A 17079-nucleotide genomic window follows, 5' to 3' on the forward strand; every position below is an offset into this window, starting at 1 on the left:
GAGAGCGGTTTAACAACCGCTATCCTTACCGCAAGTTCGCCCGTGGGAAACGCACCGGTGCCACCGACCCAACTTCTGGATTTAGCAACTGCTCAAAAGCGGGAACCAATATCGTGAGCGAGGGAACGGCGCTGACCTTGGGCGAATCGGCGGATTCGCCGCTGCTATTCTGGGCGGTCACGACATAGTAGTAGCAAGTACCGTTGGCGAGGCTCGTATGCATGTGAAGAAAAAGCACTTATTATATTGCCACTTCTGACTTTTCAGCGGACGAAAAGGCCATGGCCATGGTGTATCCCGTAGAAGAAGTGTTCCGAACCGAAGGTGTTCCCGCGTTTACATTTGTTCGTCCCCCCAATTTCAACGATATATTGGTAGATGTTCGGAATTCCGGTAAGCCAGTAATTATTGAAATGGATAGAACTTGGGGGCCATACCATGATTGAGATGAAGGATCTTGTGCCCATTACTATTTCGATAGTGGCACTGTTCGGCTCCATTTTCAGTCTATATCTGTCAAAGTTCCGCCCAGGCAAACTCCATCTCACCGCCGGTGAGCACATCAACATTGGCCATGTGCACCAAGGTTCTGCCACGTTCGTTTTGGCAGTGAATTTTGCGAATGCTGGCTCTCAACATCTCACTGTTGATAGGGTTGCCCTCTTGATCCAGTACGGTGGGAGCCCTGAGGGTTACCTTCTTGAGCCTAATTTTTACCTTGCCTTCGCAGACAGCGGGGAATTTAAACGTGACTCAATGGCAGTTCCTATCACGGTCTTTGGTGGTGAGAATGTCACTAAGCAGGTTCAGTTCGGTTCTTCCGCTGAGCGCCCAATTGAGTTCCAGATGACTAAGAATGGCACCTATGTAGTGACACTCCTAGCCTGGTTGCACGGCTCAAACCAACCTAGCATGTCGGAATCATTTTCCCTTGTGGTATCTGAGACGCATGTAGCGACGCTGGCCACCTACATAAATGAGAAGACGTTTCGTACGGTTATGCTGACGCAGTCGAAATGGCGCAATTGGGACGCCCATTACTGCAAAGCGAATGAAGTGGAGGGCATTGTTGAACATGCGACTTCGCGGTCCGATCGAGTTGCCAAGAAACGCGAGTGATTCAGTAGTCACATAACACTTATGATCCCCCTCTCGTCAAGGGGCATCAAAAAATCTCTGACGAAGCGCCGTCGTCATTCAAATAGCGCGCGCCAGCGCGCATATTGTTTCGTCGAATGTTGCGAGTTATCCGAAACTCCCCCGCGTCAAACACTTCACGCATCCAAACGGTGTGTACATTAAGCGCTATCTGGCGCGGTGCACTAAAACCGCAAGAATCGGGTTGTTTAGGCGCTAGTCGGTTACTAAGATCGCGGTCATGGCTGACGATTACACCCGCATCGAACGAGCGATTCACTACCTCACGCAACACGCGCGCGAGCAGCCGCGCCTCGAGCAAGTTGCCGCGCATATCGGTCTCAGCGATTACCACTTTCAGCGTTTATTCAGCCGTTGGGCCGGCATCAGCCCGAAACGATTTTTGCAATATCTAACCGCCGAGCACGCGCGTGAGTTGTTGCGCGCGTCGCGCAGTGTGCTCGACGTCTCGTTCGAGGCCGGATTATCGAGCGCCGGACGGCTGCATGACCTCACGCTGGCGATTCACGCGGCGGCGCCGGGCGACATTAAAAGTGGCGGCGCCGGCTTGACGCTTCACTACGGTGTGCACTCGAGTCCGTTCGGCGATTGCTTCATCGCCGTCAACGAACGTGGAATTTGCGCCCTGGAATTTTTGGCGCCGACCAGCGCCGCGCAAGCGCTCGCCCATCTCAAGCAAACGTGGCCGGCGGCGAGCTTGAAGTCGTCGCCAGCGCGGACGGCGCCGACCGCGAAGCAGCTCTTCAGCAGCAAGCGGCATCGGACCGCGCCGTTGCCGTTGTTCGTGCGCGGGACCAACTTTCAAATCAAAGTGTGGGAAGCGTTGCTACGGATTCCGGCGGGTTATGTCTTGTCCTATGAAGACGTGGCGCGCTATCTCGATATGCCGAATGCCACGCGCGCGGTCGCCAGTGCCGTCGCCAATAACGACATCGCGTTTTTAATTCCGTGTCATCGCGTGATTCGTAAGACGGGTGTTATCGGCGAGTATCGTTGGGGAGCGTCGCGTAAGCAGGCGCTGCTGGCGTGGGAGTCGGCGCATTCAGTAAAGGGCGGAAGTTCCCTCTCCCCGTACACGGGGCGAGGGGTTGTATGAAGTATCGATAGTTTTTTCAAACGCCCCCGCTCCCTAACCCTCTTCCCCGACAAGCGCGGGGGAGAGGGGATAAAACATTTTGGTTCGTGCCGCTGGTATTAATGCCGCGGACCCGCGGTCGCGGTCAGCGTGGCCTTAGCGATCGTTTGTTGCCAAAGATTAAAGCCGATCAACGCCGGGCTCGCGTCGGCCGGTACGTCCAGCTTGTCGGTCTTCAACGCGTATACCGTGTAGGTGTAGTGATGCTTGCGGCCTACCGGTGGGCACGGGCCGAACCAGCCGGGCTTACCGAGATCGGTGTTGCCTTCGACGATGCCGGCCGGCAGCTTGCCGCTGCTGGCGGCGGCTTCGTCGAGACTCGTCACGTCGGCCGGAACGTTGTACGCGACCCAATGCCAAAGACCGCTGCCGGTCGGCGCATCGTGATCGTAGAAAGTGATGGCGAAACTCTTGGTGCCGGCCGGTGCACCACGCCAGCTGAGCGCCGGTGAGATGTTGCTACTACTGCAACCGAAATTATTCCCATAATGCTTTTCCGGAATCGCGCCGTTAGCGGTGATCGTTGGACTCGATACCGTAAATTGATGTTTATCCGCGGCTGCTACCGATTGCGCGAGCAATAACGTTGCCGTTGCCGCAATTAGGAATTTGGCGAAACGCTGGGTCTTCATAGAGGTACATGAATCTCAAGGTGAACGGGAGCGAGATCCTAGCCAATCGGTGCTTAATCGATTCGCCCAATCCGCTCACGCAACCCTACAAAGCCGCTCACTCTCTAATTTGTGACGGCAATGTGCCGAAGCGCGCACGAAAGCGCTCCGAGAAACGCGATGCTGAATCGTAGCCGCAGGCGAGGCTGATTTGCGTAATCGGTTGCTGCGTCGTCATCAGCAGCGCCAGACCATGATGTAGTCGGATATCGACGACGATGTCCTGAAACCGGCATTGCTCGGCCTGTAATCGGCGGCGCAGGGTCGCTTCGCTCATGTCGAGCTTGTCGGCGATTATGGCCGCGGTCCACGGCGTCGAAGGGCTGGTCGCGACGTACAACCGCACTTGCTCGGCGACCGTCTGCGCACTTGGCTCGCGAAAGACGACACCGCGTTCCGCCAGCGCCAGCAGCAACCCGAATAGCCGATGCTGCGCTTCCGCCGCCGACACGTGCGTTTCGTCGTGGATGCCGCGCAAGGTAAAGCGCAAGTTATCGGCTAACGCCGGATCGATCGCAATCATCTTGAAGCGACTGATTGCCGTCGATGCCAAGGCGGACAGCGCATGGGTTTTGACAAACTCTGTGATCGTGTTTTGCGAAATGGTGAGTTGTAGCGTCCGACAAATTCGTTGCTCGGCGCATGGCTGCGCCACCACATCGGTCGAGAATCCGGCAGCGACCGCCATCAGATGTCCGTTTTGAAAATGTGTGTCCAAGCCGTCACAGTGAAATGTTTTGCGGCCGTCCAGTAGCAGGCACACGCTCGGCTCAAAAAAAGTGATTCGTCGAATAACTTGTTGCTGATGGATTTTCGTCACTAGTAATGCGCCGACACCGGACCGCGTGATCGGTCCATTGCTTTCCGGCAACTGCTGCAGCGGATTTTCGAAGTAAGGTGCGTTCATGCAGCGGTAGACATCAAGAAGCGCGTTCAGCCGCGCGGTGGCGCAGATAACCGATCGCCACCGGCAACAGCGAAATGGCGATGATCGCCAAGATCACGAACGTGAGATTGTTCTTAAAGAAGGGAAGATTGCCGAACCAATAACCGGCCAAGCTTAGCGAGCCAACCCACAACGCCGCGCCGACGACGCAGAACGACAAATAACGCACATAGCTCATGTGCGCGATCCCGGCCACGAACGGCGCGAACGTACGCACCAGCGGCAAGAAGCGGGCGATGATGATGGTTTTGCCGCCGTGGGTTTCGTAATAGGAGTGCGTTTTTTCGAACGCACGTTTGTTGAAGAAACGCGATTGTTCCCAACCGAATACTTTCGGTCCGATGGTGCGGCCGATGAAATAATTCACGTTATCGCCGATCAGTACCGCTGCCATCAACAACGGCACGACGACGCGAATATCGAGCCCGCCGCCTGCCGCCAGTGCACCGGTGACGAACAGCAACGAATCGCCCGGCAAGAACGGCGTGACGACCAATCCGGTTTCGCAAAAAAGAATAACGAACAGGATCAGATATACCCACGTGCCGTATTGCGCTAACAACGCTGTCAAATGCACGTCGAGGTGCAAGACGATATCGATGAACGTCGAGAGAAATTCCATGGTGACCCGCCCAATTTTTTTAGAAGCAGTTTTAAATACCCCCACCCTAACCCTCCCCCGCAACGACGGCGGGGGAGGGGATAGCGCGCCGTTTTTTTATTCCCTCCCCCGCCGTCGTTGCGGGGGAGGGTTAGGGTGGGGGTAATATCAATTCGACGTTATTTTGGAGTTGCTTCCAGCTGGCGTCTCTCCAATTAAAAGGGAAATGGAGCCCTACGTAACGCCGCCAATAAACTCCGCAACGCCTGCCCGCGATGGCTCAACTGATTCTTGATCTCCGGCGGCAACTGCGCCGATGAGCACTTTTGTTCCGGCACGAAGAAGATCGGATCGTAGCCGAAGCCATTGTCGCCGATCGGCTCGCGCAAAATGTGTCCTTCCCACGTACCCTGCGCGATCACCGGCGTCGGGTCAACGGCGTTGCGCAAATAAACCATCACGCATTGAAAACGCGCCGTGCGCTGCGGTTCCGGTACGTCGTTGAGCGCGGCGAGTAACTTGCGCAAGTTCGCATCATCGCTCGCGCCGACACCGGCATAACGCGCCGAACCTACGCCCGGTACGCCGTCGAGCGCGTCGACTTCAAGCCCGGAATCGTCGGCGATCGCCGGCTGGCCGGTGCGCGCGGCGGCGTTGCGTGCTTTCAGAATGGCGTTCTCGACGAACGTCAAACCGGTCTCGTCGACGTCCGGCACGGCGAATTGCGATTGCGGCACGACCGTGAGGTCGAGTGCCGCCAGCAGCTGATTGATTTCGCGGACTTTGCCGGCGTTGCTGCTTGCCAGCACGATCGTGCGACTCATAGTTTTTCGGCCAGCGCTTGCTGTTGTTTCTCGATGAGTTGTTGAATGCCGCGCTGTGCCAAATCGGTCATCGCTTGCATTTGCGCCGGGCTGAAGCTGCCGCGTTCGGCGGTACCTTGAATCTCGATGAAGCCGCCGCCGGCGTTCATCACAAAATTCATGTCGGTGTCGGCGCCCGAGTCTTCGATGTAGTCGAGATCGAGCACCGCCGTGCCCTCATAGATGCCGGCCGATACCGCGCCGACTAAATGCAGCAGCGGGTCCTGCAGCAATAATCCGCGTTTTTTCAAATGCGCCAGCGCATCGACCAACGCGACACAGCCGCCGGTGATCGACGCCGTACGCGTGCCGCCGTCGGCCTGCAGCACGTCGCAGTCGATGGTCAGCGTACGTTCACCGAGCTTGCTCAAATCCAGCGCCGAGCGCAGCGCGCGGCCGATCAATCGCTGAATCTCGAGCGTGCGACCGCTTTGCTTGCCTTTGGCGGCTTCACGCTGCGTGCGTTCTTTGGTCGCGCGCGGCAACATGCCGTACTCGGCGGTGACCCAACCTTGGCCCTTGCCTTTCAAAAACGGCGGCACGCGTTCTTCGACGCTGACGGTGCAAAGCACCCGCGTCTCGCCGAATTCGATGAGCACCGATCCTTCGGCGTGGCGCGTGTAACGGCGGGTGATTCGGATCGAACGTAACTGATCAACGGCGCGGCCGCTGGGTCGCATGGCAGGCTCTCTATAGGAAGGAAGACCGCGGCATTTTAGCAGATGCTGCTATCTCACCGGGACCGCTCGGGCGACGCCCACTTGTCCTTGCTAGGTCGACCGAAAGGATGTCGTTACACCAAATATACCTTCGTATACACGCTTTTTCGCCATCGGATTGTTACCGTCGTGGTTGGTACTCCATTAACGATATGCAAACTAATAATGAGGGTATGAAGGTACCTTCTTTACTGCCGCTCATTGCCGTTACAATTGTTAGTCGCTTCATTTCTTACTCGTATCGATTCATGACTTTTAACAAAAAACATTGGATCGTCGTTGTTCTTGTTGTGCTCGGCGTTTCGGCCGCTTTTAATTATCAACACATCGCCGTGCAGCTTGCGCCAAAGAAGCACGCCGCAGCCACACGTAGCGCCGCGGCACTCGCTGCCGATGAGTTGTTTTGGCATGCGCTACACAACGGCGAGTACCAGAAAATTTCTGACGTGCTGACGGCGCTCACCGCGGCGTATTTGGAAAATCCCGAAGATGCCGTTACCGCGGCGCACATCGGCTTCTTGCACACCTGGACCTTGGCGGAGCGCCCGCGGTTAGCGCAGGTGCCGCCGACAATCACCGACCACGTCGTATTGGCGCGCAAATATTTCCAAGAGGCGGTGAATCTCGATCCAGCGGACGCGCGCTACCTCGGCTTTCTTGCCAGCGCCATGCTCGCGGAAGGTACGGTGCATCACGATCAGCGGCTCACGCGGCAGGGTTATTTCACCATGCTCGACGCGGTAAACGCTTGGCCGGAATTCAATTTGTTTACCGCCGGCTATGTGTTCAGTCGGCAGCCGGCGGACTCGCCGCAATTCCAAAAAGCGATCGAATGGCAATGGCGCGCGATCGACGAGTGCGTCGAAGAAAAAGTCGATCGGCGTAATTTAGATTTTTCCCGGTACATGAAGTTGTATACCGCGACCGGTAACAACCGCGCGTGCTGGAACTCGGCAATCGCGCCGCACAACTTCGAGGGATTTTTTCTGAGCATGGGCGACATGCTGGTAAAAGCCGGCGATTGGCAAACGGCGCAAAAAATTTACGCCAACGCTCGATTCTCGCCCGATTATGCGCGCTGGAAATTTCGCCCTCTCTTGGAGGAACGTATTCGGCAGGCGCAGGTCAACGTGGCAGTGTTCCGCGCGCCCGAACGTAAGGGCGAGAAGCCGACCGTGCGAATGATGGTGAATTCGGCATACAGCTGCATGGCGTGCCACCAACAACAGTGAGGCAATATATTTGCCGGTTGACACAAAATCCTTGAGACACTAGAAAGACGGCTACTCGAAAGTAGTCCAATTAAGAAGCAAATATAAAAGGGAGTTGGCAATGGAACGTCAAACGAAGCCGATCGCGCTATCGTCATTTAAAAATCTTCTGGGCCGTGTCGCTCATCCTGCTCGACGTGTGTTGGTATTCGCATTGAGCAGCGTACTAATCGCTTGCGGCGGCGGCGGTGGTGGTGGTGGCGACGACAATGGCGGCAGTGAAACTCCGCCAGCCGCCAGCGGCGTGCAAGTGAGTGGCACTGTCAGCGTCGAACCGGGAACCGCGGTCGACGGCGATACCAACGACCCGCATGCACCGGTAACGCCCAATAACACGTTTGCGCAAGCGCAAACGTTACCGAACCCCGTCATCCTCGGTGGCTTCGTCACAAAAATCGCGACTGACCATGCTGGCGACCGTTTCCAAACAGAAAGCGATCCGGCCGATGTTTACCAAGCGACATTGACGCCGGGCCAAGCCGTTACGCTGCACATCAGCGACTACAACAACGCTCACCCCAACCAGGTCGATCTCGATTTGTACCTACTCGATGCTGACGGCAGCCACACGTTGGCGTCGTCGGTCGATACCGGCAGCATCGAATCAGTGACGGTTCCGACCGGCGCTGCTAGCGCCACATATCTGATCAAGGTCGACGCACACGCCGGTCATTCGAATTACATTTTGACGATTGGCAACCAAGATCCGGCGTTGGCGGTTCAGCCGCTGCGATTGGAAGATTCGTTCGTGGTGGGCGAAGTCGTGACATTGCCGAAACAGAAGGCGACGACGTCGGCGCAGAACTTGCGCGCGATGGAACATAGTTTGGGATTGCAAGTCGCAGCCGGCGCTTCCGGGCGGCCGATGTTGCTGAAGCTCGAAACCGCGGCGACCGGGGCACGCGTGCTAACGGCGGCCAACGATGATGGCGATCTACCGGTGCCGATGACGCCGGCACAAGTGGAGAAGTATCGAACGTTGATGGCAGTGAAGGCTTTGCGCGAACACCCGGAGTACGCCGCGGTCGAGCCGAATTATCTGCGTTTTCCGACAGCGGTGCCGAACGACAGCAATTATCCGCTGCAATGGCATTACCCACTGATCCGATTGCCCGAAGCTTGGAATATCTCGACCGGCTCGGCGTCAGTGATCGTCGCTGTTATCGATACGGGCGTGGTCGCGCATCCCGATTTGGTGGCGAATCTGATTGATGGTTATGACTTCATCAAATCTGCCACCAGCGCCGGCGACGGTGACGGCCTCGACGCCGATCCTACCGATAAAGGCGATCATGGGTTTCCCAACGGTTCGAGCTCGTTCCACGGCACGCACGTCGCCGGCACCATCGGTGCCGCCGGCAACAACGGCCAAGGTGTGACTGGCATCAATTGGAAAACCAGCCTCATGCCGTTGCGTGTTTGCGGCCGCGACGGTTGCGCCAATTACGACACCATGCAAGCGGTGCTTTACGCCGCCGGTCTCGCCAACGATTCCGGCCGCACGCCGCCAAAACGCGCCGACGTCATTAACCTGAGCCTCGGCGGTTCGGGCGGTTCACAAGCCGAGCAAGACGTTTACCGGCGGGCGCGCGAAGCCGGTGTCATTATCGTCGCCGCCGCCGGCAACACCGGTGACAGCGTGCCGCAGTTTCCAGCGTCGTATGACGGCGTCGTATCGGTGTCGGCGGTCGATATCAATAAGCAATTGACGCGCTACTCCAGCACCGGTCCGAAGGTGGATGTCGCCGCGCCCGGTGGCGACGAGTCGGTCGATCTTAACGGCGATGGTTTCGCCGATGGCGTGTTGAGCACCTGGGCCGACGACTCAAACGGCACGATCGAATTCAAATTCCGTTTCATGAACGGCACGTCGATGGCGTCGCCGCACATGGCCGGTGTGGTCGCGCTCATGAAGTCAGTGAATCCGGGGCTGACGCCGGCGCAGTTCGATGCCATGTTGGCCGCCGGTGATCTGACCGAAGACCTCGGTGTCGCCGGTCGCGACGACAAATTTGGTTATGGATTGATCGATGCGTTCAAGGCGGTCAAAGCTGCGCGCGATGCTGCGCCTGATGGGCCGGTACCGCCGGCACTTGAAGCGTCGCCGGGCTTGTTGAATTTTGGCCCGACCGGGACGACGCTGACGTTGACACTGCGTAACAGCGGCGGCGGCACGTTGACGGTGACGGATGTGGCGGACGATGCCGATTGGTTGACGGTAGTACCGGCGACGGTCGATGGCGCCGGTCTCGGTACGTATACCGCCACCGTTAGCCGCGGCAATTTACCCGCCGGTGCTTACTCAGCGACGCTCTCGATCAAAACCGGCGGCGTCACCACCAACATTCCGGTGCGCATGCAAGTCGGTCCGGGTACGACCACTAAGGGCGATGCCGGGCAACACTACGTGTTGTTGATCGACCCGGCGACATTCCGTACGGTCCGTACCGTTTCAGTAGCGCCAGGGGCCGGTGTTTATTCGTTTGCCTTCACCGATGTTGCGCCGGGCGATTATTTTATTTACGCCGGTTCCGATATCGATAATGACGACAAAGTTTGTGATGGCGGCGAAGCCTGCGGCGGTTATCCGGTGTTATCAAAAGCGGAGATCGTTAAAGTGGGAACGGAAGCCGTCAGCGGTCTGGATTTCAGTAGCTCGTTCCAAATTGATATCTCGCCGACGGTCAGCGGCGTTCATTCACAGCGCGCGCTGTCTCGTATCGAAGGCGGAGCCGCACCATGACGTTACGCTCAATCGCTATGCTCGCCGCGTTATCGCTGGTTAGCGGTTGCACGGCCGAAACTAAATCCGCGCAGACGGAAATATTGCCGGTCCGGCAGTTGTACGCGAGTGGCGATTGCGGTCGCGCCGATCCTGAGCCGGCGGCGAAATGGATCACGCAGTCGGAGCAATGGGAGGCAATACACCAGCGCCTAACGCGGCAAATATTGCCGCAACCATCGCCACCGGCGGTGGACTTCGAAAAATCGGGCGTGTTGTTGGTCGAAGCGGGTCAGCGGCCAACCGCGGGCTATCGTTTGGCGTTGACCCAATCGACGGTCGAGCGAACCGATAGTACCGCCCGCATCACGCTCGATTGGAAGACACCGCCGGCCGATGCGATGACGGCGCAAGTGTTGACCAGCCCGTGCGTGATGATCGAGCTGCCGAAGGCACGTTATTCCAGTATTCAAGTGCTCGACTTGCAGGGCAACGTACGGCTGGAGATTTCGTTGTAACGAGTGAACAACCGCAGACGCGGGCGGCGTCTGCGGCTTCATCGGTTCCTCGTTATTACCGTTGTAAAAATCCCATCAACGCCGCCACGATCGCTTCCGGCGCGTCTTCTTGCACCAAGTGACCGGCGTTCGCCACTGCGCGAAAACTCGCCGACGGAATAAGCTGCTTTAAGTGACGCCCGCGCTCGATCGGTATCCACTGATCGTCTTCGCCCCACAGAATTAGCGTCGGACAACGGATCTCGCCGTAACGCGGCTCGATCTCGTCGGTATAGCGCTGATCCATCTGCGCAATCTGGCGGTAGAACGCCGCTTGCCCGTCCGCGCCGAGCCATGGCCGCACATACGGCGCCAACTCGTCATCGGCAATCGTTCGCTTGATGGCACCGCGCACGTACGCCGGCACGATCGCTTCATGCAAATAAGCCGGCATGCCGGCAAATGCGGGTTCGTGCCGGCGCGCGTGCTGTACCAGCGCCGAGCCCCACGGCGCGACTGCCACCGGGTCGATTAACGTCAAGCTGCGAAAATCACGGTTGTTGATCAAGTGCGTGCGCAGTGCGGTGGTGCCGCCGAAGTCATGCGCGACCACATCCGGTCGATCGAGCTGCCAGTGATCGAGTAGCTCCGCCAACAATTCGTTTTGCACCGCCAGCGAAACATCCGCCGCTTTGTCCGATTGGCCGTAACCGAGCAGGTCGAACACGAACAATTGATGGCGTTCGACCAGGTGCGGCGCGATGCGATGCCATACATACGACGAGAACGGTGTGCCATGAATCAGCACCAACGGCGGGCCATCGCCGCTGACGGCATAACGCACGGTGTGATTTCGAAAGCGATAACTGCGGTCGAGTGTCCAATTTGTCACGGTCGGCATTATATTTTCTCGGTCGGTAAGTCAGTCCGGCACAGTTTGTTGCCGGCAGCGCGATCAAACAATTGATAGATATGGCGGAAGACGTGAAATTCTTTCGGGTATCGCCGCGATCGTATGGTCTGCGTTTTTTGTAACCTAATTCCCACCTCACTCGTCTTATCCATTGCGCCCCGAACAACGAGCGCGTAACGCCCGGCAGGAGTCAAAAAAAATAGGGAGGCGCCGGCGTCGCCGCGGCTTGTTGTTCGGGGGGCACATATCACCTAATACGGAGAATACCGATGTATAAGCGAGTTGGCGTGTTGCTGGTGGCCGGTCTATTGATGGCGGGTTGTGGTGGCGGTGGCGGCGGTGATGGTGACGGTCCGAATCCGCCGCCCCCGCCCCCGCCCCCGCCGTCGGCGGATACGACACTCCCGGCCGTTGTCTCGACCAATCCGCCCAATACGGCGGTCGGGGCGAGCCTGTTAGCACTGCGCGCGACTTTTTCCGAAGCGCTCGACCCGACGACGGTGACGGTCGGCAGCGTTGTGGTAACCGGCCCAACCGGCCAGATCAATGGCAATGTCACCGTCGACGGCACGACCGTCAGCTTCACGCCGAGCGTGCCGTTGTCGTTCAACACCGACTATCAGGCAACGTTGACGACGGCGATCCGCGATCGCGCCGGCAATCGACTCGTTGCTGATTACACTTGGCACTTCAACACCGGTCAGCAGCTGGCGCTCGGCAGTTCGGCCCACAACACCTGTGCGCGGTTGGTGGATGGGCGCGTCAAATGCTGGGGCGTCAATCCCTCCGGTCAACTCGGTTTAGGCGACGCCGAAAATCGCGGCGATGGCCCGAACGAGATGGGCGCGAATCTGCCGGCGGTTGATCTCGGTAGTGGCCGCACCGCCGTGCAAATCGTCGGCGGTGGCTCGCACATATGCGTGCGTCTGGATAATTTGCAGATCAAATGTTGGGGTGCCAACGGCTACGGTCAGCTCGGTCGATCAACCCAGAGCAATTCTGTGATTGGCAATCAACCCGGCGATATGGGCGATAACTTGCCGGTGGTCGATCTTGGTACCGGGCGTTTCGCGGTAGAGCTGGTCGCTGGTCAGGACCATACCTGTGCGCGCTTGGATAACGGCCGCGTTAAGTGCTGGGGGTTGAGTCTGGCCCTCGGGCTCGGCGATTCCGGCTCGCGCGGCGACACACCGGACGAGATGGGCGACCATCTCCCTTACCTCGACTTCGGCGTCAATCGCACCGTCGTTAGTCTGTATGCCGGTTGGGCGCACAACTGTGCCCGGCTCGATAACGACGACGTCAAATGTTGGGGTTTCAACAGCAACGGCCAGCTTGGCCTGGGCGACAAGATCTTGCGTGGCAACACGCCGCAAACCGTGCCGGCAAATCTGCCAGCGCTCGACGTCGGTGCCGGCCGCCACGTCGTGAAAATGGCGCTCGGCGGTCAGAGCAGTTGCGCCGTGCTCGACAACGGTCAGATCAAATGTTGGGGCGACAATGCCTGGGGTGCGCTCGGTCTCGGCGACGTGACCGATCGGGGTGACGCTCCCGGCGAGATGGGCGACAATTTGCCGCCGGTCAGTCTCGGCGCCGGCCGCACCGTGGTCGATCTCATCGTCGGTAACAACCACAAGTGCGCGCTGCTCGACAACGGTGTGCTCAAATGTTGGGGCCTCGAGGGCAGCATCGGTCAACTCGGTTACGGGAGTTACTACGACAGCAGCGGCGTCGGCGATGCGCCGGACGAGATGGGCGACGCGCTCATCGCCGTCAATGTCGGTTCGAATCTCAAGGCGCTGGAAGTTGTTGCCGGGTTCTCGCATACGTGTGCGCGCTTGGACGACGGTCGCATCAAGTGCTGGGGCCAGGCGGCGAGCGGTCAGCTCGGCGCCGGCGACAACATCACTCGCGGCGATCAGATCGCCGAGATGGGCGATAGTTTGCCGGCGGTCGATTTAGGGCAATAACAAAAATAGTAAAGGTACACATGGCAGACGGCACGACCAAGGGAAGGCTCGAGCATTTCTACCGTGAGCACAAGGACCACGTATACAACTACGTGGTCCGGCTCACCTTCGATCGCGATCTCGCGCTCGATGTCACCCAGCAGACATTTCTCAAAGCGCTCGCCGATCCGAAGCTTGCCGGCGTCGAGCAGCCGCGGGCGTATCTGCTCACGGTCGCGCGCAACACCTTGTACGACGAATGGAAGCGGAAAAAAGAGCAGCGGCTGTCGGACGACGAACACGCCGCGCTCGATGAGTTGCCGGACGATCCGCTGGAAGCGCCGCAAGCACAAGCCGAACGCCAGGACATGAAGGACAAGATCGAGCATTCCATCTCGCTCATGCGCCCCAAGTTCCGCGAGCTCATGTTGCTGCGTTATAGCGAGGATCTCAGTATCGAAGAAATCGCTGCGGTCACTGGCCGCGGCATTTCCGATGTCAAAGTTAATTTGCACCGCGCCCGATTACAGTTCGAGGCCGATTTCACCTATCTGATGTATGCGCGCGTCGCGCCGGCGCGCCGACGTTGCGCTTCGCTCGGCGAGTTGCTGGCGCCGTACGCCGACCAAGAATTACCGGCGGAGCAAATCCGTGTGGTCGACAAACATCTGGCCGATTGCGCGGTTTGTACCGATGACATGGAGGAGATGAAGCGTTCGCGACAGTTGTTCGCGGCGCTGCCGCTCGTGCCGGCGCCGGCGGTACTCGATCGCTTGCTGGCATCGTCGTTGCCGGGCAGCGGGACCACTGCCCCGGCTGTTAAGACCGCCGTGATCAAGACGACGGCGATGAAAATCGTCGCCAGTGTCGTCGTCGTTGCCGTCGTTGGCGTTGGCGGTTACTGGCTGGCGCACAAGAAGTTGACGCCGCTCGCACCGACGGTAACGACACCGGTGCCGCCACCAACGGCGCCGCCCGCGCCGCCACCGAGCGCGCCTACCGCGAAACCGGCCGCACCGGTCGCCAAACCGAAGCAGGCCGAAGCGAGCAAAGACACCGCACCGGTCAATAAAATCGCCGCGACTCCGAAAACCGAGACCGGTAAAAGCGTGATGCCGCTATGGAACGGACCGACATTTGCCGCGCGCTTCGTGGAAAAAAGTCGCTCGGGAACGCGGGTGGCGCTGCTTTACCAATCGAAGATCGGTACGCGCCAAGAGTTCGACGACACGAAGTGGGTCATGATCGTGAACTTCAAGCTCGGTAAAGGTTGGCTGCTCAATCCGGTCACCAAGACTTACGTCGAGGACACGCTCGACGCCGACGGCGTTGGTGCCGAGATCTTCAAAGATCCGAAGCCGACTAAACCCGGCGGCGCCGTCGATTTCACCACCACCCTCGATTGGCAGCCGTGCGAGGATTTCGACACCAAGCAAAAGGTCGGCGAAGAAGTCATGTTGGGGCGGCCCACGGTCAAGTGGTTGTGCGGTAACACCACCGCCGGTACCACCGTTCCGCAATGGTACGACCCACAACTTGGCTTGGTGATTCGCGACAAGAGCTGGGGCGGTACTGTCGGCGAGGTGCACGACGTCCGCATCGGCAATCTGTCGGACCGTTTGTTCCAGGTGCCGGCGGGTTATCGCCGTGTGAAAACGATGGCGGAGCTGATGCGGGACGGCTAGCTACTTCGGCTCGAACTTCCGCAAGAAATCTTCGAGTTCTTGGATACGGTTTTCGATCGAGGTTTGCTCGTTGGCGCTGGTGTCGGGCTTTCTTTCTTCCAGTTTTTTTTCTTTGGGTGTCGGCGCGTTACGTTGCGCGGCCACCTTAGCGGCGGCACCGCGATAGAGTTGGGCGCTGTCGATCTGCGACGCCGGTTGCGTATGGCGCGGCAGGGCGCGTACGGCGCGGTCTTCCCAGCGCAGGCAGGCGACGGTGACATTGTCGCAGTGATGACCCATGCGTTTTTCCGCGTCGAATAGCATTTCTTCGACGCCGTCTTCGAGCTTCGGCGCTTCGAGATGCACGAGTATTTGTTCGGCGGTGAGCGCTTCCCATAATCCATCCGAGCACAGCAGCAGCATGTCGTCGGTATGCAGCGGCGTTTCTTCGCCGAGGCTGATGCGCGGGTCTTCGTTGCCGCCGAGCGAGCGCAGCAAATAGCTTTTGCGCGGATGGCTCGCCATCTCTTCTTCGCTGATGATGCCGTCGCGACGTAGCTCTTCGACCGGCGTGTGGTCCTCGGTGCGCTTCAGCATGCGCGCGCGCCGGAAATGATACAGCCGGCTATCGCCGACATGCGCCCAGTAGGCGTAGCCGTCTTGCACTAGGCAGACGACGCAAGTCGTGCGCGCTTCGAGCGGTGGCACATGCATTTGCGCGCGGGCGACGATCGCCCGATGCGCCTGCAGCAACGTGAGCGCCAGGAACGCAAACGGATCTTGCAGCCGCGCTTGCTTAACGCCCTGAAAAACTTTGAGCACCGTCTCGACCGCGGTCTGCGAGGCAAGCTCGCCGCCGGTATGACCGCCGAGGCCGTCGGCTAACACCAGGATCACCGCGTTCGGACGCTCGGCGATGCCGACGCAATCTTCGTTAGTCGATCGCCCACCGACGACCGAAAACTGTGCGACCTGATATTTCATTCGGATGGACGCTTGCGCCAGGGCAGCTTGAGTCGATCGAGCAGACTGAGCTCAGTCGATTCGGCCGCCGGTTCCGAGGTTTGATTGAAGACGTCGAGCAGTTGCTGCGCGGTTTGCGGACGTTCGATCTGGTCCATCTTCAAGCACCAGTCGACGATTTCCAGTAGCTGCTTCGAGTAGTAGCGCGAAAATGTGCGTACCGCCGATTTCTGCTTATCGCGTTCGGCGCGCTCGAGCGACGGGTACGGCGGGCGGCCGCCCATGCAGCTCCACATCGATGCGCCGAGCGCGTAGATATCGGTCCACGGACCGAGATGACCGCGCCGATGTTGCTCGATCGGCGCGTAGCCGAGCGTCAGCGTATGGGCGGTTTGAACCCGACCTTCGCGGTACGCCGGTTGGGCGGCGCCGAAGTCGAGCAGCAACGGTTTACCGCCGGGCCGCAAAAAGATGTTCGCCGGCTTGATATCGAGATGCAGCAGGTTGTTGGCGTGCAGTTCGCGCAAGCCAAGCAGCAACTGTGGAAACACCGTGCGAATGAATTTCTCTGACAACCGTCCGCCGTGGCGCTTGATGTACCAGCGCAAGTCCTTGCCGTCCTCGTACACCATAACGAGGTAGACCGTGTTGTTGTCGCGAAAGAAATCGACAACGCGGACGATGTTCGGATGATTGATCGTGGCGAGCGAGGCGGCTTCTTCGAAGAAGCGTTTGATGCCCTGCTTGAAGGTGATGTTGGCTTCGGCCGACAGGCTTTCCACCGTTTCGCCTTCGCGTCGGGCCTGATTGCTCGGCAGATATTCTTTGATGACGACGAGCCGTTGGTTCTGCGTGTCTTGCGCCAGATAAACGATGCTAAAGCCACCACCGCCGAGCGTACGCTCGATGCGGTATTGACGAAGGGCGTAGCCCGCGGGCAGGGCGTGTTCGATTCTTTTGTCCATTGAAATCGTATGTTGTATCGGCCGGTCGCGGGGGTCCCTCCG

16 protein-coding genes are annotated in these 17079 nt (G+C 58.7%); 7 read left to right on the forward strand and 9 right to left on the reverse strand.

Features of this window, described 5'->3' with window-relative positions; genetic code table 11:
* Window positions 1-25 precede the first annotated feature (25 nt).
* On the reverse strand, window positions 26-223 hold the full coding sequence (locus tag HY308_10830) for a hypothetical protein (protein MBI3898776.1): 198 nt from the start codon (window positions 221-223) through the stop codon (window positions 26-28).
* Between the two features lie 215 nt (window positions 224-438).
* Between HY308_10830 and HY308_10835 the strand changes: the two genes are divergently transcribed.
* Window positions 439-1119: a hypothetical protein gene (locus HY308_10835; GenBank protein ID MBI3898777.1), complete on the forward strand. Its 681-nt coding sequence runs from the start codon at window positions 439-441 to the stop codon at window positions 1117-1119.
* Between the two features lie 259 nt (window positions 1120-1378).
* Window positions 1379-2254: a methylated-DNA--[protein]-cysteine S-methyltransferase gene (locus tag HY308_10840; protein MBI3898778.1), complete on the forward strand. Its 876-nt coding sequence runs from the start codon at window positions 1379-1381 to the stop codon at window positions 2252-2254.
* Window positions 2255-2352: 98 nt separating this feature from the next.
* On the opposite strand, the gene HY308_10845 is transcribed toward HY308_10840, so the two are convergent.
* The 5 genes from HY308_10845 to rph form a co-directional block, all read right to left on the reverse strand.
* Window positions 2353-2925, reverse strand: coding sequence for a YbhB/YbcL family Raf kinase inhibitor-like protein (locus HY308_10845; GenBank protein MBI3898779.1), 573 nt, complete (start codon window positions 2923-2925; stop codon window positions 2353-2355).
* Window positions 2926-3022: 97 nt separating this feature from the next.
* A complete protein-coding gene (locus HY308_10850; GenBank protein MBI3898780.1) occupies window positions 3023-3871 on the reverse strand; it encodes a helix-turn-helix transcriptional regulator in 849 nt (282 codons plus the stop codon).
* Window positions 3872-3884: 13 nt separating this feature from the next.
* Window positions 3885-4532 (reverse strand): DedA family protein, encoded by a 648-nt coding sequence (locus tag HY308_10855; GenBank protein MBI3898781.1) that lies wholly within the window; start codon window positions 4530-4532, stop codon window positions 3885-3887.
* Between the two features lie 194 nt (window positions 4533-4726).
* Complete coding sequence (gene rdgB, locus HY308_10860; protein ID MBI3898782.1) at window positions 4727-5335, reverse strand: RdgB/HAM1 family non-canonical purine NTP pyrophosphatase; 609 nt, start codon at window positions 5333-5335, stop codon at window positions 4727-4729.
* On the reverse strand, window positions 5332-6054 hold the full coding sequence (rph, locus tag HY308_10865) for a ribonuclease PH (protein ID MBI3898783.1): 723 nt from the start codon (window positions 6052-6054) through the stop codon (window positions 5332-5334). Before rph ends, rdgB begins: the two co-directional genes overlap by 4 nt.
* Before the next feature lie 287 nt (window positions 6055-6341).
* Between rph and HY308_10870 the strand changes: the two genes are divergently transcribed.
* The 3 genes from HY308_10870 to HY308_10880 all read left to right on the forward strand — a co-directional run bounded on the left by HY308_10870 (window position 6342) and on the right by HY308_10880 (window position 10604).
* Window positions 6342-7325 (forward strand): hypothetical protein, encoded by a 984-nt coding sequence (locus HY308_10870; protein MBI3898784.1) that lies wholly within the window; start codon window positions 6342-6344, stop codon window positions 7323-7325.
* A 100-nt stretch (window positions 7326-7425) separates the two neighbouring features.
* Window positions 7426-10107, forward strand: coding sequence for a S8 family serine peptidase (locus tag HY308_10875; GenBank protein ID MBI3898785.1), 2682 nt, complete (start codon window positions 7426-7428; stop codon window positions 10105-10107).
* On the forward strand, window positions 10104-10604 hold the full coding sequence (locus tag HY308_10880) for a protease complex subunit PrcB family protein (protein ID MBI3898786.1): 501 nt from the start codon (window positions 10104-10106) through the stop codon (window positions 10602-10604). Before HY308_10875 ends, HY308_10880 begins: the two co-directional genes overlap by 4 nt.
* A 55-nt stretch (window positions 10605-10659) precedes the next feature.
* Here the strand turns inward: HY308_10880 and HY308_10885 are convergent, their stop codons facing one another.
* On the reverse strand, window positions 10660-11475 hold the full coding sequence (locus tag HY308_10885; GenBank protein ID MBI3898787.1) for an alpha/beta hydrolase: 816 nt from the start codon (window positions 11473-11475) through the stop codon (window positions 10660-10662).
* A gap of 290 nt (window positions 11476-11765) precedes the next feature.
* On the opposite strand from HY308_10885, the gene HY308_10890 reads away from it, so the two are divergent.
* Window positions 11766-13466, forward strand: a complete 1701-nt coding sequence (locus HY308_10890; GenBank protein MBI3898788.1) for an Ig-like domain-containing protein — start codon at window positions 11766-11768, stop codon at window positions 13464-13466.
* A gap of 20 nt (window positions 13467-13486) precedes the next feature.
* On the forward strand, window positions 13487-15130 hold the full coding sequence (locus tag HY308_10895) for a sigma-70 family RNA polymerase sigma factor (GenBank protein MBI3898789.1): 1644 nt from the start codon (window positions 13487-13489) through the stop codon (window positions 15128-15130).
* Here the strand turns inward: HY308_10895 and HY308_10900 are convergent, their stop codons facing one another.
* Window positions 15131-16093 carry a serine/threonine-protein phosphatase gene (locus tag HY308_10900; GenBank protein ID MBI3898790.1) on the reverse strand — a complete coding sequence of 321 codons (963 nt, stop codon included), beginning with the start codon at window positions 16091-16093 and terminating at the stop codon, window positions 15131-15133.
* On the reverse strand, window positions 16090-17037 hold the full coding sequence (locus HY308_10905; GenBank protein ID MBI3898791.1) for a serine/threonine protein kinase: 948 nt from the start codon (window positions 17035-17037) through the stop codon (window positions 16090-16092). Before HY308_10905 ends, HY308_10900 begins: the two co-directional genes overlap by 4 nt.
* Window positions 17038-17079 lie beyond the last annotated feature (42 nt).

Source organism: Gammaproteobacteria bacterium (assembly GCA_016199745.1).
In the GTDB taxonomy this organism is placed as follows: Bacteria; Pseudomonadota; Gammaproteobacteria; order Acidiferrobacterales; family Sulfurifustaceae; genus JACQFZ01.